Below are 22,335 nucleotides of genomic sequence, written 5' to 3'. Positions count from 1 at the left end.
TGACCCACCGCCATCGCCAGCAAGCTGGCTCCTACAAAAAACGATATCCACCAGACAACAAAAACAATCGGACACCCACGGGAAGTCCGCCTGGAGAAACAGCATGAGCCTTAACGTACTGGAGGCGGGCGCGAGCCCGTCCGTTAGCCACGACGAAGAAAAAGCCCTGGTCAGTAAAGTCGCCTGGCGCCTGATGCCGCTGATCATGGTCTGCTACCTGTTCGCCTTTTTCGACCGAATCAACATCAGCTTCGCCAAGTTCCAGTTGCAGGCCGACCTGAGCCTGAGCGACACCGCATACGGCCTCGGCGCCGGGCTGTTCGTGGTCGGTTACGTGATCTTCGAAGTGCCGAGCAACATGATGTTGTACAAGGTCGGCGCGCGGCGCTGGATTGCCCGGATCATGATGTCCTGGGGCCTTGCAACGGCGGCGATGGTCTTCGTCAACAGCGAATGGCAGTTCTACGCGCTGCGCTTCGTGATCGGCGCGATGGAAGCGGGTTTTGCGCCGGGAGTCCTGTATTACCTGACGCTGTGGTTCCCGCAGCATTATCGTGGGCGCATCACCTCGATGCTGTTCCTGTCATCGGCGTTTGCCGGGCTGGTCGGCGCACCGTTCTCCGGGCTGGTGCTGCAACACCTCGATGGATTCCTGGACATGCGCGGCTGGCATTGGCTGTTTCTGCTTGGCGGCGTGCCCTGCATCGGCCTCGGTTTGCTGGTGCTGACCTTGCTCAAGGACCGCATCGAAGACGCCCATTGGCTGACGCCATCGGAGAAGACATTGCTGGCCAGCCGCATCGCCCACCACGAACCGCACAAGAGTGGCGGTTCGTTGCTCGCCGCGCTGCGGATTCCCGGTTTTCTCACGCTGGGCCTGATCTACTTCCTGATTCAGGTGGCGTCCTACGGCTTGAACTTCTGGGCTCCGCAACTGATCCGCAGTGCAGGCACCGAGAGCCCGGTGATGATCGGTTTGCTGACCGCGATTCCGTACATCTGCGGGGCGATCAGCATGGTGGTGATCGGGCGGTTGTCCGACTCGACCGGAGAGCGGCGCAAGTTTGTCGCAGGGCTGGTGGCGGTGGGCGCGCTAGGGTTCTTCTGTGCTGGGATCTTCGCCAACCACACGACCTTCCTGATCGTCGCGCTGGGCTTGCTCGGCGCCGGGATCATCGCCTCGATTCCGAGCTTCTGGACCCTGCCACCGAAGCTGCTGGCCGGTGCCGGCGCAGGGGCTGCCGGCGGGATCGCGGTGATCAACACCCTCGGCCAATTCGGCGGCATCGTCAGCCCGGTCATGGTCGGGCGCATCAAAGACCTGACCGGCAGCACCACCCCGGCGCTGTACGTCATCGGCGTCTGCGCGTTGATCGCGGTTGCGCTGTTGTTGTGGGGCTTGCCGCAAAAACTGCGCACACTCGACAAGTTCTAAGGCGGTGCACAACCCTGTAGGAGCCGGCTTGCTGGCGATGGGTCCCTCGAAATCTGCATTGCAATTTCAGACCGCCATCGCTGGCAAGCCAGCTCCTACAGGACCGAGACGTTCAGGCAGTAATGATCGCTCCTGAAGCACGCAAAACCCTGTAGGAGCCGGCTTGCTGGCGATGGGGCCCTCGAAAACCGCATTGCAATTTCAGACCGCAATCGCCAGCAAGCCGGCTCCTACAAGACCGAGGCGTTCAGGTGTTAACGATCGCCCCCGAAGCACGCGCAACCCTGTAGGAGCCGGCTTGCCGGCGATGGGTCCCTCGAAAACCGCATTGCAATTTCAGACCGCTATCGCTGGTAAACGGAACGCCGTCCGGCCGCGCATACAAGGGATCTGGTCCTGGATCAGACGTTGAACGGGTTGTATGAGCGGATTGAGGAGGAGATATTGCACAGCCTGTCTTTCGACGTTCGAGGTAATCAGATTGCTAACCGGCCTCAACCACCTGACCCTCGCTGTCACCGACCTGAACCGCAGCGTGGCGTTCTATCGCGACATCCTGCAGCTTCAGCTCGAAGCCACCTGGGACTCCGGCGCCTATCTCTCGCTACCCGGCCTGTGGTTGTGCCTTTCCCTCGATCCCCTGCGCAACACCGAGCCCGCCGCCGACTACACCCATTACGCCTTCAGCATCAGCGCATCCGACTTCCCGTCATTCGTCGAACGCCTTCAAGCCGCCAACGTCCGCGAATGGCGCGATAACCGCAGCGAAGGTGCGTCGTTCTACTTCCTCGACCCCGACGGCCACAAGCTCGAAGCCCATGTCGGCGACCTGGCGTCGCGATTGGCCGCCTGTCGTCAACGGCCGTACGCAGGAATGAAGTTCTTCGACGATCAGTCAGTCGATTCCCCGGGACCTGATATAGACTTGCGCCCATTCACCGGATAGTACAAAAGGATTTCCCGATGACTCCATCGCTGCTAATGGCCGTTCTCGCCTCGGGCTTTATCTACGGCATCACGCCCGGGCCCGGCGTTTTGGCGGTGTTCGGCATTGGTGCAGCGCGTGGGCGAAGGGCAGGGGCAGGCTTTTTGTGCGGGCATTTGCTCGGGGACGTGGTCTGGTGCAGCACGGCACTGATCGCGATTGTCGGTGCGCGGGAAATCGGCAGCACCGCGTTTGACGTGTTGGGCGTGCTCAGCGGGCTCTATCTGTTCTGGCTCGGTTTTCGCGCGGTGCGGGCCAAACGCAGCAGCGGCGAAGCGCCACAAGGCCCGGCGCGGCAGCCGTTCTGGCACGGCATTCTGTTCGGTCTGACTAATCCCAAAGCTTACCCGGTGGCGGTGGCGACTTTTACGGCGTTGCTGTCCAGCCGTGCGGAACTGCTGCATTGGTCGATGTTGCCGTGGCTGATCGTTCTGAGCTTCGTTGGCGGTTTGATCGCCTACGCTATCCTCATTGGCATCGTCGGTGCACGGCAGGTGCGCAGCCTGTATCAACGGCATGAACTGGCGATCACCCGGTTGTGCGGGGTGATGTTTATCGGTTTCGCCATCAACGCCCTGGTGCATGCCTTGCCGGGGTTGATGCCGAACAAGGCTTGAAACTGATCGCAGGGACGCGTCAGCGGCATCATCACCGGTCAGGGATGGTTCTTTATTGCTGCATTGTTCGGACATGCTCTCTGCACCATGGCAACCAGAAATTCCGCGCCGTCGGCGAGTTACATCGATCTACTGCTGGACGCCGTTTGCGCGGTCGATAAACAGGGGCGCTTTGTTTTTGTCAGCGCGGCCTGCGAGCGCATTTTCGGCTACACGCCTGACGAGTTGGTCGGCCAGCCGATGATCGAACTGGTGCATCCCGCCGACCGCCAGCGCACCCTCGACGCCGCGCGGGAGATCATGGGCGGCGACCCCAAACTCAACTTCGAAAACCGCTATGTGCGCAAGGATGGCCGGGTGGTGCATATCCTGTGGTCCGCGCGCTGGTCGGAAGTTGATCAACTGCGCATCGCCGTGGCCCGTGACATCACTGAGCGCAAGCAGGCCGAGTCCCGACAAGCGGCGCTGTACGCGATTTCCGAAGCGGCCCATGCGGCGGAGGATTTGCTGGCGTTGTTCAAACGCATCCACCTGATCATCGGTGAATGGCTGCCGGCGCTGAACTTCTCCGTGGCGCTGTATGACGAGCATTGCGCGCAGCTCAATTTCCCTTACCACGTCGACGACAACGAGCAGCAACCCGAACAGCCTGGAACGGTGACCGGACGTTTGTGTGCCGAAGTGATCCGCAGCGGTCAACCGATCCTGCTGACCCCGAATCAGGAAAACACCCCCGCCGGATTCGAGGCGCTGGTCACGGGCCAGCATTCGCCGTGCTGGCTGGGCGTGCCGTTGAACTCTCAGAAAGGCACCATCGGCGCGCTGATCGTCAAAAGTGTGGCGGGCGGCGAGCGCTACACCGAGCAAGACAAGGAACTGTTGCAGTTCGTGTGTGCCCAAGTCGCCACCGCCATCGAGCGCAAGCAGTTGCACGCCCGGCTGCAGCGCATGGCCCAATACGATCAACTGACCCAACTGCCCAATCGCGAGTTGCTCCGGGACCGGCTGAAAGCCTCGCTGGCACTGGCCAAGTCGGAATGCGGGCGCATGGCGCTGTTGTACGTCGACCTCGACCGCTTCAAGGAAGTCAACGACACCCACGGCCATGCAGTCGGCGACATGCTGCTGCAAGCGGTCGCCAATCGCCTGAAAGGCTGCGTGCGGGAAACCGACACCGTGGCGCGCATCGGCGGCGATGAGTTCGTGGTGCTGCTGCACAGCATCCAGGCCTCGGAAGATGCCGACAGCGTGGCGGGCAAAATTCGTCAGATCCTGGCGCAACCGCTGCGGCTGGATGGGCACAGCCTGAACATTCAATTGAGCATCGGGGTCGCGCATTTTCCCGAGCATGGCACGGAAGAAAAGCAACTGTTCCGTCATGCCGACGAGGCGATGTACACAGCCAAACGCCAGCATCACCTGCGGCTCGGGGCCTGAAAACCACGGCACCGTTCGTCGCGTCGATCCCGTTTTTTTTTAAACCTTTGCGGTGATGGAAATTCAGATTCTATGCGGGCTCCTGCTCGCTGCGATCATCACCAAGAGGTAGAGAATCATGCCTAACTCAAGAAACTCGAACTCGGGAAGTTTCGCCAACGATCGAACGAAGGCGTCTGAAGCCGGTCGCAAAGGTGGGAAAACGACCACCACGACTGTCGATAAAGAACCTTTGAAACCCGACATGGGCCGCAAAGGTGGCCAGAAATCCAAGTAAGTGGTGAAAGTGGTTTTGATTGAGAGGCGGGAGCGAAAGCTCCCGTTTGAATTTATACAGAGGAGGGCGCGACCATGAACCGGATGGCCACCCGATTACGCAACGCCGTTTTTGCCACGTTACTGGGCCTGTGTGCCAGCAGTGCCTTTGCCCAGTCCCCCGCCGAATTCATCGATGATGCCTCGGCCAAAGGCATGGCCGACATCGAAGCCAGTCGCCTGGCGCACCAGAAGTCCGAATCGAAAGAGATCAAGGACTTCACCATCATCGTCATCAACGACCGCACCACTGCCAATCAGCACCTGGCGAAAATCGCCAGGCAACTGGATCTGCCGGTGGCGCCACGGGAAGAGGTGGTCGACAAGGCCAAAGCCTTGATGCCGCAAGTGCAGGAGGGCGCGTCTTTTGACCAGGCTTACGCCGCCAGCCAGGTAAAAACAACGCAGGAAGCCATCGAACAACTGGAGCAGGAAGCGCAGAGCACCGACGTACCGGAAATCAAAGCCTTCGCCGAAGAAACCCTGCCTAAACTGCAGAACCACCTGCAAATGGCCAGGGTGCTGCAAGCAGGTTGCTGACGCGCATTCTGTATCTGTAGGAGCCGGCTTGCCGGCGATCCGGACAACGCGGTGTGGCTGATTAACCGCGGTGATGCCATCGCCAGCAAGCCGGCTCCTACAGATCAGGGCACCCTTACTTCAACCGCCCAGCTGAAATACCCCAGCGCCTCACAATTTTTATCAACCAGCATGAAATGCAGCTCACACGCCTCGACCCCGGCGGCGAGTCGGGTGCATGCCCAATAATGATCATCAGCTTGGTGAGTACCCGGTTCAGTCGGGTTTTCAGTGTCGGGTGCCGGCACTGTGAGGTCGCCCCGCACCACCAGCTCCGGCGGCGACAATACGCCGGCATCACCAACAGACATCTCGTAAAACACCACGCTGTGCTCAGCGAGCAAGCTGACGGTTCTTCCGCGGATATGGACAGTCGCATCGCTGCCAGCGGTCAACGTGATTATGCTGTCATTTTTTGTACTTTGTGAGTCTGGCGATCCGTTGATGCTGAAGACGAACCCATCGGAAATGGGTGTCGGATTGTCCGCCTCAAGACTTGGGTTCGGATAGCGTAAAAGCAGTGATTCGGCATCGACGATCAGCAACACATTGTTGGCAGTCGCGACGCTTGAGGAAGGAGATTTGATCGGTTCGGAAGTCATCATGGATTCCTTTCATGATGGTGACACTTGACGGTAGCCGCTTCGGTTAATGCAAGGTATTCCGTTCCTGTCGAGGCGGCAACGCAGTCAGCAAAAGCCCCTCGTTGCCAAGGGGCCTGACGCTCGTCAGTTGCGGATGGTAATGAACGGGTCCCACGAACAGCAGCCGACGATCTTGCACTCGCGATCCACGATCAGGAAGTGGAAGTGATAGGTCACGCTGCCGCTGGACAGGGTTTCCGATGACCAGTAATGGTTATCGACTTTCTGGCAGCTCGGCACTGATGGATTGCTGGTGTTGGGCACGGCTACGCAGGCGACAGCCTTGCGTGGCGTGGGTGTGGAGATCAAGTCGAGGCCGATATTGCCGACGAACTTGTAGAAAATCACCGCTGTCTCGAAGCTCTGCGACAGGCTGGTTTCACGCCAGCGAATCAGGTCGCCGACCTGAGCTTTCAAGTTGAGTTCGCCACCGGCCTGGCCGCTCACCACGTTGTTCTGGTTGGTCACCATGTACACGTGATTGACGTCGATCAGCGTTGGTGCAGCAGGGTTTTTGCTGATGTTCGGGTAGTTTTTCAGAATGGTTTCGGTGTCGATGGAAACCAGTACATCCGTGACTCGAGACATAGTGAAACTCCTTGTTCATAGTGAATGCCTGGCATCTTTCCAGGCTCAACAACGCTTGCTTGCCTTGCGGTCGTTGCGCAAACACTACGGACGGAACCCACCTGTCACGGGCATGAGCTGGCCTTGCTCCTTGAGTACAAACCAACGGGTTCGGGTTCCTTCCGACGGGCCGCGATTGGACTATAGAAGTGAAATTCAGGCTGTCAAAACTGCTTTGGTGATGGCTCGACGAACGGTCGATCTGGTTATGGGTTCTGATCATTTGGCGATAAGAAGCGACTTGCATAGCCTTCGAACATCCAAAAGTCGGATAGGGAGGGATGCGTGGGGCGATGTATCGTAGCGAACCGGTTGTCGGCCCAGGCCCGGACAACGATTCGACAGGAGAACGCAATGAGTTGGTCCGCCAAGCAATACGTCGCTTTTGAAGATGAACGCACGCGCCCGGCCCGGGATCTGCTCGCGGCGATCCCGCCTGTTGAAGCACGCTCGGCCATCGACATTGGTTGTGGCCCCGGCAACTCGACCGAGTTGCTGGTGGAACGCTTCACCAGCGCCACGGTGCGTGGCGTCGACAGCTCGACCGACATGATCGACACCGCCCGCAAGCGCTTGCCGCAGGTGCAGTTCGACACCGTGGATATCGGCACCTGGAACGAGAACGGCCCGTTCGATGTGATCTTCGCCAACGCAGTGTTGCAGTGGCTGCCCGATCACGCGAATTTGCTGCCGGCTCTGGTGAGCAAGCTTTCTCCCGGTGGCAGCCTGGCGATTCAGATGCCCGACAACCTCAACGAACCGTCCCATCGCCTGATGCGCGAAGTCGCTGCCGATGGCCCGTGGGCCAGCAAATTGGCCGACGCCGCCGGGCAACGTACGGAAATGGCCAGTGCCAGCGACTATTACTCGATGCTGCGACCGCACTGTGCGCGCGTCGATGTGTGGCGCACCACCTACCATCATCCGCTGGCGGGCGGTGCGTCGGGCGTGGTCGAGTGGTTCAAGGGCAGCGGCTTGCGGCCGTTTCTCGAACCGCTGGATGACGCGGAAAAGGCGCAATACCTCAAGCAATATCACGCCGCGATCGAGCAGGCGTACCCGACGCTGAGCGATGGTTCGGTGCTGCTGCCATTCCCGCGATTGTTCATCGTCGCGACCCGCTAAGTGCGCAAAAGGGACGGATAACGCTGAACGTCATCTGTCCCTTCGCTTGGTGCTCAAGTAATCGAAAAGAAACGACGCAAAGCCGAATAACCCGATCATTGAAATGATCATGAGCCCCAACTCTGAATTGTCCATGCTGATCTCTGCGTGAAAGGTGAGAGGGCAGGGTAGGGGTTTTTTTGTCGGATTTGAGGGGGGGCTACGGCTTCTTTACTGGCTGGTGGGGATCTATACGGAAACTATACGTGGGGCGGTTAAATGCGGAGAGCGCCCCGAAAGACGCCCTCAAATCACGGCACTACTTTTCCGCATCCATACGTCGTGCAATGACATCCATCACGTCGCAGCCATCGCGTAGCGGTATGGCGCAGAGCAGTGCGAAGTCGCTGAGAATCACCGAGTCGGTAATGATTTCACCACGCATCGCGAGGTTTTCCAGGACCTGCGTTACCGCGCCAATTCTGTAGCGGGCGGAGCTGAGAAGGGAATGCAGCGGTTGGGTGGTGTTTACGTAGAAGGTGGGGAGGTCGTCGGCGTTGCTGGTTAAAGCCATGTATTCATTCATGAGTGATCACCATATCTAAGGGAAGACCTACCACTCAATCGTCGCCAAACAATAGGGTGGTAGCTGTACGTGGGTTGGCGAACCGGGACATGGCAAAACCGGCAGACCCTGGGGTCTCCCACGCACAGCCACCAAAAAAGAGGCAGCCAAGTGCGTTCAAAAGCGCTCCGAGAAATTCTCGGAGGCTTCTGTACCAGTCATAGAGTCGCCAAACCCGATACGCCATTTGGGCGCGTTCGGACTATAGGTCTCATGACAAAGGCACAGCAATGGACAAGTCTACGGACAATTCCCAGAGTCGTGTAGGACCTTGCCTATTCAGCTATTGGCCACTTTCGGGCCATCAGTGAGGGGCAATCACAATCAACGTTTCACTACATCCCGCCCACAAAAAACCGGCCACTTGGGGCCGGTTGAGCATGTTTGAAACAAGATCTTCAGCTCTGCTGCAATACCTTGAGAGCTGCCGAAGCCAGAAAACCTGAACGGCTTTTCTCTTCCGGGTGATGCAGTACGTATTCGTCGATGCGGTTGAGCAGGTAGCCTGGCAGGGTGATGTTCAGCTTCTGGGCTTTGCCCAAGTACTTGGTAACATCGATGTCCACCACCGCCCATGTACAACCTGCGTACTGAGGATTGGCCGCGTGCAGAGTGACTTTGTTCGCGGGTGGAATCGGTGAACCGTCCTCGGCAAGAATCTCGAAATGGCCCTCAATGGCTTCGCGAGCCATGACCATCGCATCATCAAGATCCTCACCAGCAGAGAAGCACCCCGGAATATCCGGTACCTCCACGCCCCAAGCGTGTTCGTCATCGCCCATTGAAATCGCAATTGGGTAAAGCATGTTCATTGTCCTCCAGGGACGCCGCGCATTGAGATCATCAGAGCAGCGCCTGTTGCAAAATACTGATTGCCGTTTTTTTGAGCAGGTCCTTTTTCGGATGAGGAACTGTCACCAGCCCCGGTTTGGTCGGGTGCTTGAAGTGATGATGGCTACCCCTGATTCGAACCAGATACCAGCCATCCGCAACGATTTGGCTTATCAAAAATCGGCTATTCACATCACCTCCGTGTGGTGTGCTTAGGTGGTTACTATACCTACTGAATTTTTATGATCAACACTATAACCACTGAGCCTTCCCGGGCATCGATGGACAGGTGGTAAGAAATGAGTCTAGGAGGGCGTGAGGATAGGGGGTGGAGATGGCCTTAAATGAGGCATTTCTATATTGCGGGGTTTTGCCAGCCCAACCGAAGCGCTTGCGTAGCTCAATCTTCAAGCATAAAAAACTGGCTATCAAAGCCGGTTTTTGAAACAGGGCAGACGCCACTCTTTTCGTCCGCCCCTTTCGCGCATTTGAGGGCCGAAAATCCCTTAGCCGCTAATCAATCAACTGATCAACCAAAACCGCGTTGCTGTAGATCAGGCAGCCATCACTCGCTCGATGTCCCACCAGATGAAACTGACCGCGCTCGTTGTGGATATAGACGCGCATCTGGCAGTCGGACAAAGGCCCGTACCCCCCTGGCAAGACCAACTCCAGTGTGCTCATGTCGACGTCGACCATGGCTTCCTTTTCATGGGACTCCTGCAAGCGTTCCTCCGCCGCCTCCAGGCCCCGATGGAGGGGGCCATCGACGTAAAAATGGATTTCACCTATTGGCGTCGATTTTTGTGCGCCGTTGAATTTGCACCAGCCTTCGATCGTCAAGGCACTCATGACGAAATCTCCGTTGTGGACGGCTGGACGTTGTAGCTCTTAGCCGTCATGGGTCTGACCGCTATACCCGGCAAGGACCGTCTTCAGTGGCATTTTCAGCCGATCCCTGCCTGCGTAACACAGATACTAATTATAGCTGGCCACCGCGTTTCGCTTACTCGATGTCTCTCCACGCCTTATTAGACTGAGGGGTGTTAATGAATAGAGACAGTTATATATAGCGAATGGGTTTTAAGTAGTCAGCTTGATGCCGAAGTTGGAATATCCAGGTGCGCGGGCCTTGTAGCAACAGCGTCTGTAGCGCCCTTGAACTATACTTCCAGCGAACTTTGCCACGACGAAAGGTGGTATTGGGTCAGCCTGTTTTGGCGTCGGATGGGTCGTGATTAGACGCTGCTGTTCTGTGGGGATGCTGATGCATGCCAATGAGTGACAGGAATAGGAAGAAGGCAAAATGGCAATGGCAATTATTCTTGTCCTGATCGTTATTGCATCCGTGCTCTTCCATTTATTAGCGCCCTGGCATGCGGCACCACCAGCTTCCAATTGGGGTTCAATAGACACCACGCTGTTCATCACGCTGGTCATCAGCGGGATATTTTTCATCGCCATCACCGTGTTCATGGCGGTGGCCGTCATGCGTTTCCGTCACAAGGAGGGCGTCAGAGCCGCCTACCAGCCAGAAAATAAAAGGTTGGAGTTCTGGTTGATAGTCGTGACGTCGATCGGGATTGCCGGGATGTTGGCGCCAGGTCTTGTTGTTTATAACGACTTCATCCGGGTGCCAAAAAATGCGTATGAACTTGAGGTGGTCGCCCAGCAATGGCAATGGGCTTTTCGTTTTCCGGGCCAGGACGGGAAGTTAGGGAAGTCGGATGTAAAGTTTGTTGATTCGGCCAATCCACTCGGTCTTGATCCCAAGGATCCTGTTGGGCAGGACGATGTAATAGTCAGAAGTAATGAAGTTCGACTTCCGATCAATCAACCGGTGAAAGTCTTGTTGCGTTCAAAAGATGTTCTGCACGATTTCTATATACCGCAGATTCGCAGCAAGATGGACATGGTGCCAGGAATGGTGTCGTACTTCTGGTTTACGCCAACTGTCATCGGCAAGTATGAAATTCTGTGTGCCGAGTATTGCGGTGTAGGTCATTACAATATGCGTGGCGATATGATCGTGGAAGACCAGGCGGCCTTCGCTCAATGGCTGGGCAGCCAACCGACCTTTGCGCAGACATTGACCGCAGCCGTCAGGCCCGGTCGGGACAGCGTGCTGGAAAAAGGTCGCCAGCTGGTCGAACAATACGGCTGCCATGCCTGCCATAGCCAGGATGGCAGTGCCAGTCTCGGCCCGGGATGGAAGGGCTTGTACGGCCGCACCGAACAACTTGCCGATGGCAGCAGCGTGCAGGTCGACGAGGCCTATCTGAAAGAGTCGATCCTCGATCCGAAGGCCCGCCTGGTGCAAGGCTACCCGCCGGTGATGGTGGCCTATACTCTCAAGGATGATGAACTGGCTGCTCTCATCGCCCTGATCAAATCGCTGGGGGCTGGGCAGCCAGCCGAAGAACCGTCTACCGGCGACGTGTCTGGCCCGGGTGACGACCTGGCGACACAGGGACAGCGGCTGGCTCAGTCGCTCGGCTGTCTGGCCTGTCACAGTGTCGATGGCAGTAAGGGTATCGGCCCCAGTTGGCAGGGCCTGTATGGCAAGGCAGAAACCCTTGCCGACGGTAAGAGCATCAAGGTCGATGAGGACTATTTGAAAGAGTCGGTTCTCAATCCCGCTGCCAAAATCGTCAAGGGCTACGCAGCCGTCATGCCGCCCTTCACGCCGAGCGACAAGGAGCTGAACGCCCTGATCGCTTTTATCAAGTCCAAAGCGAATGCTGACGCTGACGCGAGCAAGGCTGAGCCAGGGAAATCGCCGTAAAGCCGCCAGATACACACTGAAACTTCGGCAGGAGGATGACGTGATGGCCTATGCGGAGCAAGCCGAAACAGAGGCACTGCACGAGCCGAAGAGTTTCCTGACCAAATACATCTGGAGTCAGGACCACAAGGTCATTGCCATTCAGTATTCCTTGACGGCGCTGTTCGTGGGGCTTATCGCCTTGGTGCTGTCCGACTTGATGCGCATGCAGATTGGCTTCCCCGGCAGTTTGGCGTTCATGGACGCCAGTACGTACTATCAGGCGATGACCATGCACGGCATGATCATGGTCATTTACTTGCTGACAGCCTTGTTTCTGGGGGGCTTCGGTAACTATCTGATCCCGCTGATGGTGGGCGCCCGCGACATGGTCTTCCCCTATGTCAACATGCTGAGCTACTGGTTCTACCTGGTGGCGGTCGTGGTGTTGCTCGCCGGTTTTTTTGTCCCGGGCGGCCCCACCGGTGCGGGCTGGACGCTCTATCCGCCACAGTCCATTGCTCAGGGGACACCGGGGGTTGAGTGGGGCATTGTCCTGATGCTCGTCTCTCTGGCGATTTTTATTGTCGCGGCCACCATGGGCGGGTTGAACTACGTCACCACGGTGTTGCAGGCGCGCACCCACGGCATGACGTTGTTTCGCATGCCGCTCTCCGTATGGGGAATCTTCATGGCCTCGATCATGGCCTTGCTGGCCTTCCCGGCGTTGTTTGTCAGCGCGGTCATGATGCTGTTCGACAAGCTATTGGGCACCAGCTTCTTTATGCCGGCGATGGTCTCGCTGGGGCAGCAGCTCGATCACCAGGGCGGCAGCCCCATATTGTTCCAGCACCTGTTCTGGTTCTTTGGCCATCCGGAGGTCTACATCGTTGCGCTCCCGGCGTTTGGCCTGGTCTCGGACCTGATCAGCACCCATGCGCGGAAAAATATCTTCGGTTACCGAATGATGGTGTGGGCCATTATCGCGATTGGCGTACTCAGCTTTGTGGTCTGGGCGCACCATATGTATGTCAGCGGAATGAACCCGTACTTTGGCTTTTTCTTCGCTGTCACCACCTTGATCATCGCGGTACCGACCGCATTGAAAGTCTACAACTGGGTGCTGACCCTGTGGCACGGCGACATTCATCTGACCGTGCCGATGCTGTTTGCCCTGGCCTTTATCGTCACCTTCCTGGTCGGTGGCCTGACCGGGTTGTTTCTCGGCAATGTGATCGTGGACATTCCGCTCTCGGACACCTATTTCGTCGTCGCCCATTTCCATATGGTCATGGGGGTCGCGCCGGTACTGGTGGTGTTCGGCGGCATCTATCACTGGTTTCCGAAAATAACCGGGCGCATGACGAACGACATCCTGGGCAAGTTGCATTTCTGGATTACCTTTCTGGGCACTTACGCCATCTTCTTCCCCATGCACTACCTGGGTTTCCAGGGCATGCCGCGCCGTTATTACGCTTATGACAACTACGCGTTCATCCCGCAGTCGGCGCATGAGTTGAATGCCTTCATTACGGTGGTGGCCTTGACCGTCGGCGTTTCCCAGTTGCTGTTTGTGTTCAACCTGGCCTGGAGCACATTCAAGGGCAAGCCCGCCGGCGGCAACCCTTGGGGCGCGGCCAGCCTGGAATGGCAAACGCCGAACACTCCGCCTATTCACGGTAACTGGGGCGCGAAGCTGCCGGTCGTGCACCGTTGGGCCTATGACTACAGCGTGCCGGGGATCGAACAGGATTTCGTGCCGCAAACAATCTCTGCCGAGGAGTTGGAGCAGATGCGGCAACTCAGTGCCGGCCCCCGGACAGCGGACGTTAAAACATGAACAGACTGCTGCTGAAAAACGCCGATGACGCGGACCCCAACGGCAGCTGGAGTCGTGGTCCCGAAGGGATTCAGTCCGCTGAAGGTGCCGATCGAAACCAGACCGCAAAAATAGGCCTGCGCCTGTTTCTGGTCGTGGTGAGTTCGTTGTTCTTTCTCTTTCTGCTGGCCTTCATCGCCCGTTCACAAATGTCCGACTGGCTACCCCTGACAGAGCCCTTGGCGCCGTTAGCCAATCCATGGCAACTCTGGGTGAATTCGGCATTTCTGGTCTTGAGTTGCATCGCGTTGCAATGGGCGCGCATGGCCGCTCGCCAGGCTCGGCTGAACGCAACGGTCATTGGCTTTGTATTGGGAGGCGTATTTGCAATTGTCTTTCTGGCGGGACAGTTCTGGGTCTGGCAGCAGTTTGTTGCCTGGGGCTACTTTGTCGCCAGCAACCCGGCCAATAGCTTTTTCTACCTGTTGACCGGTGTGCACGGGCTCCACCTGCTGGGCGGGTTGATTGCCTGGGGCAGAACCGTCGCCAGATTCCTGAATCGCGTGCCGTTGCCGCAACTCAGCGCCAGCGTAGAACTCTGTGCCATCTACTGGCATTACTTATTGGGTCTGTGGATTGTGTTATTCGCTTTGCTGACCAGCACGCCGCAGACTTATGAAGCCATCGCCAGACTCTGCGGCTTGAGGTGATCAGCCATGGCATCGCACCCACAAGCTCCAGGCGAAAGCTCATCCAATCCCCTCGGCTCGCCGTCTACGCCAGGATGGCAAGGCATCGCCAATGACTGGGCCTCGGACAAGGAGGCTTTCAAGCAGGTGCCCTGGGGCAAGGCGATGATGTGGATATTCCTGCTCAGCGACACGTTTATATTCACCTGTTTCTTGACCGGCTACATGTCGGTTCGCATGACTATCACCACGGCCTGGCCAAACCCCAGTGAAGTGTTCGCCTTGACCATCGGCGGTCGAGAAATCCCGCTGATTTTGATCGCCATCATGACGTTTGTGCTGATCAGCAGCAGCGGCACCATGGCCATGGCGGTGAACTATGCCTATCGCCGTGATCGCGCGAAAACCACCGCCCTGATGTTGGCGACCGCTGCCTTGGGCGTGACCTTCGTCAGCATGCAGGCATTTGAATGGAGCAAGCTCATCGCAGAAGGGGTACGTCCCTGGGGGAACCCCATGGGAGCGGCGCAGTTTGGCGCCAGTTTTTTCATGATTACCGGTTTTCACGGCCTGCATGTGTCCATCGGTGCCCTCTACCTCAGCATTGTGGCGATGAAAGTAAGGCGGGGAGATTATGAGCGCTCCGGAAACTATCAAAACGTCGAGATAGCCGGGCTGTACTGGCACTTCGTGGATTTGGTGTGGGTGTTTATTTTTGCGTTTTTCTACTTATGGTAAGTCCGGGACGCTGTTCATGAAGGGGAGAGCAGGATCCGCAGAGGAGCACTGATGATGGCGCATGCTCAAGGTCAGCAACATCCGATCAGCCTGTACCTGAAAATCTGGGGGCTGTTATTCGTCCTCAGTACCCTGTCATACCTTGTCGATTACTTTCACTTCCACGGCTACCTTCGCTGGGCCCTGATCATCACCTTCATGTTGCTGAAGGCCGGTTTGATCGTCTCCATCTTCATGCACATGGCCTGGGAACGATTGGCCATGGTCTACGCCATCCTGGTGCCACCCTTGTGTTTACTGGTGCTTGTCGGACTGATGGCCACCGAGGCGGACTATGTTTTCCTCAGTCGGGTGATTTTCTTCGGTCAATAGCAAACGCCCCGGACGGCCTTGAGCCTCCGGGGACTGATCGACAACAAATGCCTTTATATCGTTCGCTTGAACTGATGCCACCTGTGCAGCCAGGCGACTGTCCAGTGAGGGGCTGCCGTGCCTGTACCGGCGATCTTCAGCAGTGGATGGTGTTCGAGAACCCCGTCCAGAACCGGCTCTTGATTCGGCTCGACGTCCACAAAGAAAATGTGTTTTCCCTCTTCTACCACCTGTTTAAAACTGCGGAAGTGAGCGTTTGGTACCTGGATACCAAAAAAACCGCCTTCCCAGATGCAGAAGCCGAATACAACAACGGCGAGAAAGATAAAAGGCATCCAGCCTGCGACGGATTCGGTCCAGCCCAGCCAGTAGGCGCCGCCAAGGACCAACGCGGCGAGTGGCACACCGATCACCGCACCGATTTCGCCAGAGTGAACGACATCCTGCTCCATCAGCGAGTTGATCTCGTGCAGATGATGTTGTTCAACATCAGCAACATGTTCGCTGAGCACATGGATTTGTTCGGAATTGATGCCGTTGGCTTCCAGTTCATTTTCAACGGCTTCAAGATCGTCGAGATTGTCACTGATGTAATAGTGTCGATTCATGCCACACCTCCCATCCCGTGCTTGCCGTAGACCTCCTTTGTCTTGCAGCTGTTTGCCGGAATTTGCAGTCGGTATCGGTACCCGTGGGCAACGCTTGCACTTCGTTCAAGCCATAAAAAAGTATAGCACTGCATGGCGTGCGGGCAGGGTAGGGGCATCGGGGCAGCTGGCCTTGCGGCAGGTTCGCGGGACTCCAGATTCAGGGCACAAAAAAACCGGTCACTTGGACCGGTTTTTTGTGTTCTTGCGTCTCCCGTCAAAACCATCCTGACGTGAGACAAAATTCGATTGGAGCGGGTGAAGGGAATCGAACCCTCGTTATCAGCTTGGGAAGCTGGAGTAATGCCATTATACGACACCCGCTCAGAGCGGCTGACTTTGTACCAGATGTGCGCGTGGAAATGAAGTTTTTCTTTGCGCGAGATGGCTTTGGCACAGGTGTAACAAGACATCAGACCGGGTGACGGTCGTTCGCGGGCAAGCCTCGCTCCTACAGGACTGCATTAGGCTGCGGGGCTTGCTCGCGATGACGCTGTTTCAGATGGACAATGCATGGTGGTCCTGGACGTAGTGGTAACGCGGTCGGCTTGCCTGTTGCTCAGGTTTCAGGAAACCCAGCAACGCATTGCGACTGTCTCGGCAGGCGGCTTTGTGTTCCATGTCGAGAAAGTGGCCCGTCGCATCCAGCGTCTTGAACGTGGCGTGTTGCACGTGGTTGGCGAACAATGCCGCGCCATCGGCGGCGGTGTATTCGTCCCATTCGCCGTTCATGAACAGCACCGGCACGTTGATTTTCTCCGCAGCCTTGAAGAAGCACTGGCGGTCGCTGTGCAGCAGGTCGCTGATGTGGAAGTGCATCTGCCCGTATTCATGATCGGCCAGGCTGCTGACGTGGCGGTAGTTGAAGCGCTTGAACAGGGTCGGCAGGTGTTTGCCGATGGTGCTGTTCACCAGGTTGCCGACCCGGTCGCCGTCACGGCTGCCGAGGTAGTCGACGCCGCGCTCGAGGTAGTCGAGCATGTGCGCGTTGATCTCCGGGGAGAACGAGCTGATCACGGCTTTTTCGATCCGTCGCGGTTGTTGGGCGAGGGCGACCAGGGTTGCAGCGCCGCCCCAGGAAAACGACAGCACGTGTTCGGCGGCGAAGTGGTCGATCAGCTCCAGGAGGATCTGCCCTTCGACTTCCTTGGTCAGCAATTTTTCATGCAGGTTGTGGGCTTTTGACTTGCCCGCGTAGGGCTGGTCGTAGCAGACCACATTGAACTGCGGGTGGAGGTTTTTCACGGTTTGTGCAAACGACGCAGTCGTGGCCATCGAGCCGTTGACCAAGATAATGGTCTTCTCTGCGGCGTCTGCGCGATAGAACTCCGTGTAAACCCGATACTGACCCTGTATATCCAGCACAGCGATTTCTGGCCTCATGTCATAAGACTCCTGGCAAGCGGGTATGCGCGCAAATGAGATTGCACGAGCTTTGTGACAGGTAGGCATATGCCTGGAATTTTTGAAGCCCATGTCGATCCGTTGCAGTCTGGTCGACGGGTTTTATTATTGGCGGGCAGTCTGCCGGTCTGAGGCGGAACCTGAGGGTTCTCTAACCGACAAAAAGTTTCTTAGAAGTATGTTGTGACTCGTCAGTCACATTTCGGCTGACGACCTGATTCAAGCAGGGGAGTCGGCATCGCGCAAGTGCCATTCGTAAATTGTTCGACAACTTCTGCTGAGCGGTAGGCTGCTTAGATCAATCCGATCTCTTCATCGCTCAAAGGGCGGTATTCGCCCGGTTTCAACGTGCTGTCGAGCGCCAGCGGACCCATGCGTTCGCGGTGCAGGCGCAGCACTTTGTTGTCGAAGTGGCCGAACATCCGCTTCACCTGGTGATAACGACCTTCGACAATGCTCAGCCGCGCTGACTTCGGCCCGAGCAGCGCGAGCTCGGCCGGCAGCGTGGTGAGGTCCTCGAAGGCGAAGTACAAACCCTCGGTGAATTTCAAAGCATATTCCGGGCCGATGTCCTGCTCGGTCTCGACGTAGTAGACCTTGGGCAGTTTGGTCTGCGGCTGGGTCAGGCGTCGTGACCAGCTGCCGTCGTTGGTGATCAGCATCAGGCCGGTGGTGTTGAAGTCCAGGCGGCCGGCGATGTGCAGGTCCTCCTTGTCCGGCTCATCGAACAGATCGAGCACCGTCGGGTGCTCCGGGTCTCGAGTGGCGCTGACGCATCCGGGGGGCTTGTGCAGCATGAAGTAGCGCGCGGGTTTGCCGACTTGCAGGACTTCTGTATCGACTTCGACGCGGCTGAATTCCAGCACCTCGGTGTGAGGGTCGCTGACGATTTTTCCGTCGACCCGCACGCGCTTTTCCACCAGCAACAGGCGAACCTGCTTACGGTTGAAGCGGGGCAGGTTGCTGAGGAAACGGTCAACGCGCATGACAAAACATCGGCAGGAATCGGGCCGCGCATCTTACGTGATCGGCCACAAGGATGCTTACAACTGCGCCTCGACCTGCGCGCAGCGCGGGCACAGGCAGGATTTGTCGCGCAGTTCGGGCGGTAGTGCTTCGAGCACCGCCGGGTCGATGCTGACGCCGTAGCACCAGCAGGCCCGATCGGCGGTTCGAGGGTCGGCCAGGGTGCAGTCGTTGGAGGCGCCGCAGGCCGGGCAGAATTCAGGCTTGTTCATGTAGGACTATGCATAACTGGTGTGAGGCATTTCCGCGCAGGTACGGTTACGGCCGGATTGCTTGGCCCGATACATCGCATGATCGGCGCGGGAGAGCAGGGTGTGCAAGGTGTCATCCGGTTGCAGCGTGGTCAAGCCAATGCTGACCGTCAGCTGCAAGGTGTGACCGTTGTAGGCATAAAGCTGTTTTTCGACATGCTGACGAATTTTCTCGGCAATCATCAGACCGGTCTCACCGTCTGTGTCCTTGAGCAGCACGATGAATTCTTCGCCACCCCAACGGCAGACGATGTCGGAATGGCGCAGGCAACTCTCCAGATCCCTTGCGAAGCCGATCAGCACCTGATCACCGGCGAGGTGACCGTAGGTGTCGTTCAAGGCCTTGAAGTGGTCCAGATCCAGCAGCAACGCGGTCAGCGGTTTCGGTTCGCGTTGGGCTTCGTGCATGGCTTGCGCCGCCAGTAGATCGAAGCCGCGACGGTTTGGCAGTTCGGTCAGGCTGTCGAGGGTTGCCTGCGCCTGGATCTTGCCCTGATAACGCTTGATCACCCGGTTGAGCAGGGCTAGCACAGTCAGGGTCACGAGCAGGCAAATCAGCAGGTTGAGGTACAGCGACTGGCGGATTTCGCTGAGGGCGCCGTCTTCGCGTTTGTCGACGAACAGGTACCAGTTCAGTTCCGGAATGAAGCGCACGTTGAGGAAATGGCCCTGGCCCTGGACGGAATATTCGTAGCTGCCGCTGTGGGGCTTGGGCAGCAGGTTGACCAGGCCTTTCATGCTTTCCAGGTTGCTGAGTTTCTGGCCGATATGCGCGCCCTGCGGGCCACCCTCGGCACCGGTAAGCACCAATCGGCCGAAACTGTCGACGAAATACACGCTGCGTTGATAGCGCTGTTGATACTTGTCGATCAGCTTGATCACCGCATCGACGGTCAGACCAACGCCTGCCGCACCGATGAAACGGTTGTTGTAGTCGTAGACCTTGTAGTTGATGAAGAACGTCAGGTTGTCCTTGTTGGCCAGGTCCGGGTCGACGTTGATCTCGTAAGGGGTCGCCATGTCACGCACGCGGAAATACCAGGCATCGCGCGGCTCAGTGGCCTTGACCTGCTTGAGCACGCCTTTGGCGTGGTAGTAAGTGAGTGTGCCGTTGGAGACGAAAAATGCGGTGTAGGCGCCGTAGTGGGTCATGACCTCGTTGAGGTAGCGGGTCATCTGGTCGGGGTCGTGTTCGCCGTTGACCACCCAATCACGCATGAAGGTGTCGCGGGACATCATCGAGGAAATCAGGATCGGTCTGACAAGATCTTTCTGGATTTCCGAGTAGACCGTGTCCGAAGTCAGCGGCAGCTCGGTGTTGACGATGTTGTCGCGGATCGAGGCGCGCGAGGCGTAGTAGCTGAGAAATGACGTGGCGAGAAAACCCGCGCCCAGCAGCGCGATTAGCGTGAGGACCAGCGAACGTTGCGAATACAGCGGCGAGTGAAGCAGCATGGCGATTCCGTTGGCAGTGACCCGTTGGGGAGCATTCTAGTGGGACTGCGGGGAAATAACTGCGAGATTTGCAGGGTGAATCGGCAAGGATCAGGTGCGGAGGCGTCTGGACTGGCGCCTTCGCGGGCAAGCCTCGCTCCTACAGGTCACCTGGATCTGTAGGAGCGAGGCTTGCCCGCGAATCGAAAGATCACCCCATATCTTTCAGGTAAGCACGCCATCCGCCCAAATGACTGATATCCACCGCCCCCTCCAATCCGTACTGCTCACAGTTAAACCCACTCTCCCAACGCCCATCCGCCAGTTGCACCTTGCCCAACCCCAGCGGCGCCGGAATTCCGGTCAGGAACGACCCCAGTTCACTGCTCGGCAACTCCCAGACCTCCACCGCAATCGCTACGCCGCCATCCTTCACCCGCACCATCCCTGGACGAAACGGCGGGCCACCGGCCAATGCATACAGTTGATAGTCCGGAGAACTGAACGTCGTCTCGACCAACGTCGCACCGCGCCGCTTCAACTGCCAGTTCAGCGCCAGCCCATCGAGATGCGCGCCGCACACCACCAACCGCGCACGATCGTTACGCGCGACCGTTGCGGGCGCAGGAGAATGACGCTGAAACGCATCCGCCACACTCAACAAATACTGATCGGTAAACGCCCGGCCAAACACCGTCACGCCCCACGGCAAACCATTGCCCATGAACCCGCTCGGCACCGCGACGGCGGCGTAGTCCAGCAGGTTCATGAAGTTGGTGTAGTAACCCAGTTCCGAATTGCGCAGCACCGGTTCAGCCTCAAGCTCTGCCAGTGTGACGGGACGGCCGATGGTCGGCGTGACCACGCAGTCGAGTCCTTCCAGCGCCTTGTCGCACAGCGCTTTCAAGGCTTGCAGCCGATACTGGGCGCGGAAGGTTTGCACGCCGTTCACCGCCGGCGCCTTGGCCAGCACCGCACGAATCACCGGCAATACCGCTTGAGGATTTTGCTCCATCAACTCGCCGGCGACGCTGTAGCGCTCCGCCACCCACGGGCCTTCATACAGCAGGCGCGCCGCTTCAAGGAAGGGCGACAAATCCAGTTCCACCGCTTCACCGCCCAATGCCTTGAGCCGGTCGATGGCATCGCCGAACAACAGCGGACCTTCAGGGCAACCGAAGAATTCCAGGTCTTGCGCACGCGGCACGCCGAAGCGGAAGGGGCGCGGTGTGCCGAATGCCGAGCCGTCATTCCACAGCGGGTTGCTGCGGCTGTATTCGTCCCGTGGATCGAGATGCGCGGTGAGCGCCAGCAACTGACTGGCTTCCCGAGCCGTCGCGGTGAAGGTCGTGACGCAATCGAGCGTACGACACGCCGGCACCACGCCCGCCGTGGAGATCAACCCCTTGGTGGCTTTCATCCCCACCAGATTGTTCAACCCCGCCGGCACTCGCCCCGAGCCCGCCGTGTCCGTGCCCAACGAGAAACTCGCCACACCCAGCGCCACCGCCAGCGAAGAACCGGCGCTGGAACCGCCCGACGGATACTCCGGCAACACGCTGTTCGGGCATGCGCCATACGGCGAGCGGCTGCCATTGAGCCCGGTGGCGAACTGGTCGAGATTGGTCTTGCCCAGCGGAATCGCGCCCAGCGCCAGTAATTGCTCGACGATGGTCGCCGACTGCTGCGGCACATAGGCAAATGCCGGGCACGCTGCCGTGGTCGGAATGCCCGCCAGATCGATGTTGTCCTTGATCGCGAATGGCACGCCGTACAGCGGCAGGCTGTCGATATCGCGGCCGTCGAGCGCGGCGAGGTACGGTTCCAGTTCCTCAACGCTGAGCAAATGAATGAACAGGTGATAGTCCGGGTTCAGGGCGGCGGCTTTATCGCGCAGGTTCAGCAGCAGTTGTCGCGGTGTGATGCTGCCGTCGCGGTAAGCGCTACGCAGGGCGTCGAGTTGCAGATTGATGGTCATGAAGTGAGTCCTTT

At 57.9% G+C, this 22,335-nt stretch carries 24 protein-coding genes and 1 tRNA gene; 12 read left to right on the top strand and 13 right to left on the bottom strand.

The features are described 5' to 3' along the window. Positions 1 to 103: 103 nt before the first annotated feature. The 6 genes from ACYZUC_RS13400 (at position 104) to ACYZUC_RS13375 (ending at position 5,329) form a co-directional block, all read left to right on the top strand. On the top strand, positions 104 to 1,435 hold the full coding sequence (locus tag ACYZUC_RS13400) for an MFS transporter (protein WP_008025730.1): 1,332 nt from the start codon (positions 104 to 106) through the stop codon (positions 1,433 to 1,435). Positions 1,436 to 1,916: 481 nt separating this feature from the next. Continuing rightward, positions 1,917 to 2,381, top strand: a complete 465-nt coding sequence (gene fos / locus ACYZUC_RS13395) for a fosfomycin resistance glutathione transferase (protein WP_461996232.1) — start codon at positions 1,917 to 1,919, stop codon at positions 2,379 to 2,381. Positions 2,382 to 2,398: 17 nt separating this feature from the next. Beyond that, on the top strand, positions 2,399 to 3,037 hold the full coding sequence (locus tag ACYZUC_RS13390) for a LysE family translocator (protein WP_461996230.1): 639 nt from the start codon (positions 2,399 to 2,401) through the stop codon (positions 3,035 to 3,037). An 87-nt stretch (positions 3,038 to 3,124) separates the two neighbouring features. Then, entirely contained in the window at positions 3,125 to 4,474 is a 1,350-nt protein-coding gene (locus tag ACYZUC_RS13385) for a sensor domain-containing protein (protein WP_461996228.1), read from the top strand. A gap of 118 nt (positions 4,475 to 4,592) precedes the next feature. Continuing rightward, entirely contained in the window at positions 4,593 to 4,751 is a 159-nt protein-coding gene (locus ACYZUC_RS13380; protein ID WP_008025734.1) for a KGG domain-containing protein, read from the top strand. Between the two features lie 74 nt (positions 4,752 to 4,825). Then, positions 4,826 to 5,329, top strand: coding sequence for a DUF4142 domain-containing protein (locus ACYZUC_RS13375; RefSeq protein ID WP_461996225.1), 504 nt, complete (start codon positions 4,826 to 4,828; stop codon positions 5,327 to 5,329). 104 nt (positions 5,330 to 5,433) lie between these two features. Here ACYZUC_RS13375 and ACYZUC_RS13370 read toward each other — a convergent pair whose 3' ends face one another. Both ACYZUC_RS13370 and ACYZUC_RS13365 read right to left on the bottom strand, forming a co-directional pair. Next, a complete protein-coding gene (locus ACYZUC_RS13370) occupies positions 5,434 to 5,970 on the bottom strand; it encodes an AidA/PixA family protein (protein WP_461996709.1) in 537 nt (178 codons plus the stop codon). A 126-nt stretch (positions 5,971 to 6,096) separates the two neighbouring features. Beyond that, complete coding sequence (locus ACYZUC_RS13365) at positions 6,097 to 6,600, bottom strand: inclusion body family protein (protein ID WP_008025740.1); 504 nt, start codon at positions 6,598 to 6,600, stop codon at positions 6,097 to 6,099. A 393-nt stretch (positions 6,601 to 6,993) separates the two neighbouring features. Between ACYZUC_RS13365 and tam the strand changes: the two genes are divergently transcribed. Then, positions 6,994 to 7,764, top strand: a complete 771-nt coding sequence (gene tam, locus ACYZUC_RS13360) for a trans-aconitate 2-methyltransferase (RefSeq protein ID WP_461996223.1) — start codon at positions 6,994 to 6,996, stop codon at positions 7,762 to 7,764. A 298-nt stretch (positions 7,765 to 8,062) separates the two neighbouring features. Here the strand turns inward: tam and ACYZUC_RS13355 are convergent, their stop codons facing one another. The 4 genes from ACYZUC_RS13355 to ACYZUC_RS13340 all read right to left on the bottom strand — a co-directional run bounded on the left by ACYZUC_RS13355 (position 8,063) and on the right by ACYZUC_RS13340 (position 10,051). Further along, entirely contained in the window at positions 8,063 to 8,329 is a 267-nt protein-coding gene (locus tag ACYZUC_RS13355; protein WP_461996221.1) for a short-chain dehydrogenase, read from the bottom strand. A gap of 437 nt (positions 8,330 to 8,766) precedes the next feature. Further along, a complete protein-coding gene (locus ACYZUC_RS13350) occupies positions 8,767 to 9,174 on the bottom strand; it encodes a type II toxin-antitoxin system HicB family antitoxin (protein ID WP_461996708.1) in 408 nt (135 codons plus the stop codon). Positions 9,175 to 9,211: 37 nt separating this feature from the next. Continuing rightward, the gene (locus ACYZUC_RS13345; RefSeq protein WP_007984690.1) at positions 9,212 to 9,391 is read right to left on the bottom strand and encodes a type II toxin-antitoxin system HicA family toxin; all 180 of its coding nucleotides are present in this window, start codon (positions 9,389 to 9,391) and stop codon (positions 9,212 to 9,214) included. A 321-nt stretch (positions 9,392 to 9,712) separates the two neighbouring features. After that, complete coding sequence (locus tag ACYZUC_RS13340) at positions 9,713 to 10,051, bottom strand: hypothetical protein (protein ID WP_461996218.1); 339 nt, start codon at positions 10,049 to 10,051, stop codon at positions 9,713 to 9,715. A 454-nt stretch (positions 10,052 to 10,505) separates the two neighbouring features. On the opposite strand from ACYZUC_RS13340, the gene ACYZUC_RS13335 reads away from it, so the two are divergent. Genes ACYZUC_RS13335 through ACYZUC_RS13315 form a run of 5 tightly spaced genes read left to right on the top strand, consistent with a single transcriptional unit; the run spans position 10,506 to position 15,581 of the window. Further along, positions 10,506 to 11,984 (top strand): c-type cytochrome, encoded by a 1,479-nt coding sequence (locus ACYZUC_RS13335; protein ID WP_461996216.1) that lies wholly within the window; start codon positions 10,506 to 10,508, stop codon positions 11,982 to 11,984. Positions 11,985 to 12,027: 43 nt separating this feature from the next. Next, positions 12,028 to 13,803: a cytochrome c oxidase subunit I gene (ctaD, locus tag ACYZUC_RS13330; protein WP_461996707.1), complete on the top strand. Its 1,776-nt coding sequence runs from the start codon at positions 12,028 to 12,030 to the stop codon at positions 13,801 to 13,803. After that, on the top strand, positions 13,800 to 14,492 hold the full coding sequence (locus ACYZUC_RS13325; protein WP_461996214.1) for a cytochrome c oxidase subunit 3: 693 nt from the start codon (positions 13,800 to 13,802) through the stop codon (positions 14,490 to 14,492). The genes ctaD and ACYZUC_RS13325 overlap by 4 nt, the downstream gene beginning before the upstream one ends. Positions 14,493 to 14,498: 6 nt before the next feature. Further along, positions 14,499 to 15,209: a heme-copper oxidase subunit III family protein gene (locus tag ACYZUC_RS13320; RefSeq protein WP_461996212.1), complete on the top strand. Its 711-nt coding sequence runs from the start codon at positions 14,499 to 14,501 to the stop codon at positions 15,207 to 15,209. Between the two features lie 54 nt (positions 15,210 to 15,263). Continuing rightward, on the top strand, positions 15,264 to 15,581 hold the full coding sequence (locus tag ACYZUC_RS13315; protein WP_007988247.1) for a cytochrome C oxidase subunit IV family protein: 318 nt from the start codon (positions 15,264 to 15,266) through the stop codon (positions 15,579 to 15,581). 53 nt (positions 15,582 to 15,634) lie between these two features. Here ACYZUC_RS13315 and ACYZUC_RS13310 read toward each other — a convergent pair whose 3' ends face one another. The 7 genes from ACYZUC_RS13310 to atzF all read right to left on the bottom strand — a co-directional run bounded on the left by ACYZUC_RS13310 (position 15,635) and on the right by atzF (position 22,321). Continuing rightward, the gene (locus ACYZUC_RS13310; RefSeq protein ID WP_461996210.1) at positions 15,635 to 16,189 is read right to left on the bottom strand and encodes a magnesium transporter; all 555 of its coding nucleotides are present in this window, start codon (positions 16,187 to 16,189) and stop codon (positions 15,635 to 15,637) included. A 289-nt stretch (positions 16,190 to 16,478) separates the two neighbouring features. Next, positions 16,479 to 16,552: transfer RNA gene (locus ACYZUC_RS13305), tRNA-Gly, on the bottom strand. A gap of 174 nt (positions 16,553 to 16,726) precedes the next feature. Next, positions 16,727 to 17,611, bottom strand: a complete 885-nt coding sequence (locus tag ACYZUC_RS13300; protein WP_192228682.1) for an alpha/beta fold hydrolase — start codon at positions 17,609 to 17,611, stop codon at positions 16,727 to 16,729. 314 nt (positions 17,612 to 17,925) lie between these two features. Then, the gene (locus tag ACYZUC_RS13295; protein ID WP_461996207.1) at positions 17,926 to 18,618 is read right to left on the bottom strand and encodes a pseudouridine synthase; all 693 of its coding nucleotides are present in this window, start codon (positions 18,616 to 18,618) and stop codon (positions 17,926 to 17,928) included. A gap of 57 nt (positions 18,619 to 18,675) precedes the next feature. Next, the gene (locus ACYZUC_RS13290; protein ID WP_008025763.1) at positions 18,676 to 18,870 is read right to left on the bottom strand and encodes a cysteine-rich CWC family protein; all 195 of its coding nucleotides are present in this window, start codon (positions 18,868 to 18,870) and stop codon (positions 18,676 to 18,678) included. A 6-nt stretch (positions 18,871 to 18,876) separates the two neighbouring features. Further along, a complete protein-coding gene (locus ACYZUC_RS13285) occupies positions 18,877 to 20,364 on the bottom strand; it encodes a sensor domain-containing diguanylate cyclase (RefSeq protein ID WP_461996205.1) in 1,488 nt (495 codons plus the stop codon). A 190-nt stretch (positions 20,365 to 20,554) separates the two neighbouring features. After that, complete coding sequence (atzF, locus tag ACYZUC_RS13280; RefSeq protein WP_461996203.1) at positions 20,555 to 22,321, bottom strand: allophanate hydrolase; 1,767 nt, start codon at positions 22,319 to 22,321, stop codon at positions 20,555 to 20,557. Positions 22,322 to 22,335 lie beyond the last annotated feature (14 nt).

The organism is Pseudomonas sp. GT1P32, from assembly GCF_054897805.1.
The sequence above is the reverse complement of the archived record's forward strand: the minus strand, read 5'-3'. Positions and strand labels throughout refer to the sequence as shown.

What these genes read in the sequence shown, in the direction of transcription:
- ACYZUC_RS13400 (WP_008025730.1), top strand. Translation starts at nt 104, where the DNA reads ATGAGCCTTAACGTACTGGAGGCGGGCGCGAGCCCGTCCGTTAGCCAC.
- ACYZUC_RS13390 (WP_461996230.1), top strand. Translation starts at nt 2,399, where the DNA reads ATGACTCCATCGCTGCTAATGGCCGTTCTCGCCTCGGGCTTTATCTAC.
- ACYZUC_RS13385 (WP_461996228.1), top strand. Translation starts at nt 3,125, where the DNA reads ATGGCAACCAGAAATTCCGCGCCGTCGGCGAGTTACATCGATCTACTG.
- ACYZUC_RS13380 (WP_008025734.1), top strand. Translation starts at nt 4,593, where the DNA reads ATGCCTAACTCAAGAAACTCGAACTCGGGAAGTTTCGCCAACGATCGA.
- ACYZUC_RS13375 (WP_461996225.1), top strand. Translation starts at nt 4,826, where the DNA reads ATGAACCGGATGGCCACCCGATTACGCAACGCCGTTTTTGCCACGTTA.
- ACYZUC_RS13370 (WP_461996709.1), bottom strand. Translation starts at nt 5,970, where the DNA reads ATGACTTCCGAACCGATCAAATCTCCTTCCTCAAGCGTCGCGACTGCC.
- ACYZUC_RS13365 (WP_008025740.1), bottom strand. Translation starts at nt 6,600, where the DNA reads ATGTCTCGAGTCACGGATGTACTGGTTTCCATCGACACCGAAACCATT.
- tam (WP_461996223.1), top strand. Translation starts at nt 6,994, where the DNA reads ATGAGTTGGTCCGCCAAGCAATACGTCGCTTTTGAAGATGAACGCACG.
- ACYZUC_RS13355 (WP_461996221.1), bottom strand. Translation starts at nt 8,329, where the DNA reads ATGAATGAATACATGGCTTTAACCAGCAACGCCGACGACCTCCCCACC.
- ACYZUC_RS13350 (WP_461996708.1), bottom strand. Translation starts at nt 9,174, where the DNA reads ATGCTTTACCCAATTGCGATTTCAATGGGCGATGACGAACACGCTTGG.
- ACYZUC_RS13340 (WP_461996218.1), bottom strand. Translation starts at nt 10,051, where the DNA reads ATGAGTGCCTTGACGATCGAAGGCTGGTGCAAATTCAACGGCGCACAA.
- ACYZUC_RS13335 (WP_461996216.1), top strand. Translation starts at nt 10,506, where the DNA reads ATGGCAATGGCAATTATTCTTGTCCTGATCGTTATTGCATCCGTGCTC.
- ctaD (WP_461996707.1), top strand. Translation starts at nt 12,028, where the DNA reads ATGGCCTATGCGGAGCAAGCCGAAACAGAGGCACTGCACGAGCCGAAG.
- ACYZUC_RS13325 (WP_461996214.1), top strand. Translation starts at nt 13,800, where the DNA reads ATGAACAGACTGCTGCTGAAAAACGCCGATGACGCGGACCCCAACGGC.
- ACYZUC_RS13320 (WP_461996212.1), top strand. Translation starts at nt 14,499, where the DNA reads ATGGCATCGCACCCACAAGCTCCAGGCGAAAGCTCATCCAATCCCCTC.
- ACYZUC_RS13315 (WP_007988247.1), top strand. Translation starts at nt 15,264, where the DNA reads ATGGCGCATGCTCAAGGTCAGCAACATCCGATCAGCCTGTACCTGAAA.
- ACYZUC_RS13310 (WP_461996210.1), bottom strand. Translation starts at nt 16,189, where the DNA reads ATGAATCGACACTATTACATCAGTGACAATCTCGACGATCTTGAAGCC.
- ACYZUC_RS13300 (WP_192228682.1), bottom strand. Translation starts at nt 17,611, where the DNA reads ATGAGGCCAGAAATCGCTGTGCTGGATATACAGGGTCAGTATCGGGTT.
- ACYZUC_RS13295 (WP_461996207.1), bottom strand. Translation starts at nt 18,618, where the DNA reads ATGCGCGTTGACCGTTTCCTCAGCAACCTGCCCCGCTTCAACCGTAAG.
- ACYZUC_RS13290 (WP_008025763.1), bottom strand. Translation starts at nt 18,870, where the DNA reads ATGAACAAGCCTGAATTCTGCCCGGCCTGCGGCGCCTCCAACGACTGC.
- ACYZUC_RS13285 (WP_461996205.1), bottom strand. Translation starts at nt 20,364, where the DNA reads ATGCTGCTTCACTCGCCGCTGTATTCGCAACGTTCGCTGGTCCTCACG.
- atzF (WP_461996203.1), bottom strand. Translation starts at nt 22,321, where the DNA reads ATGACCATCAATCTGCAACTCGACGCCCTGCGTAGCGCTTACCGCGAC.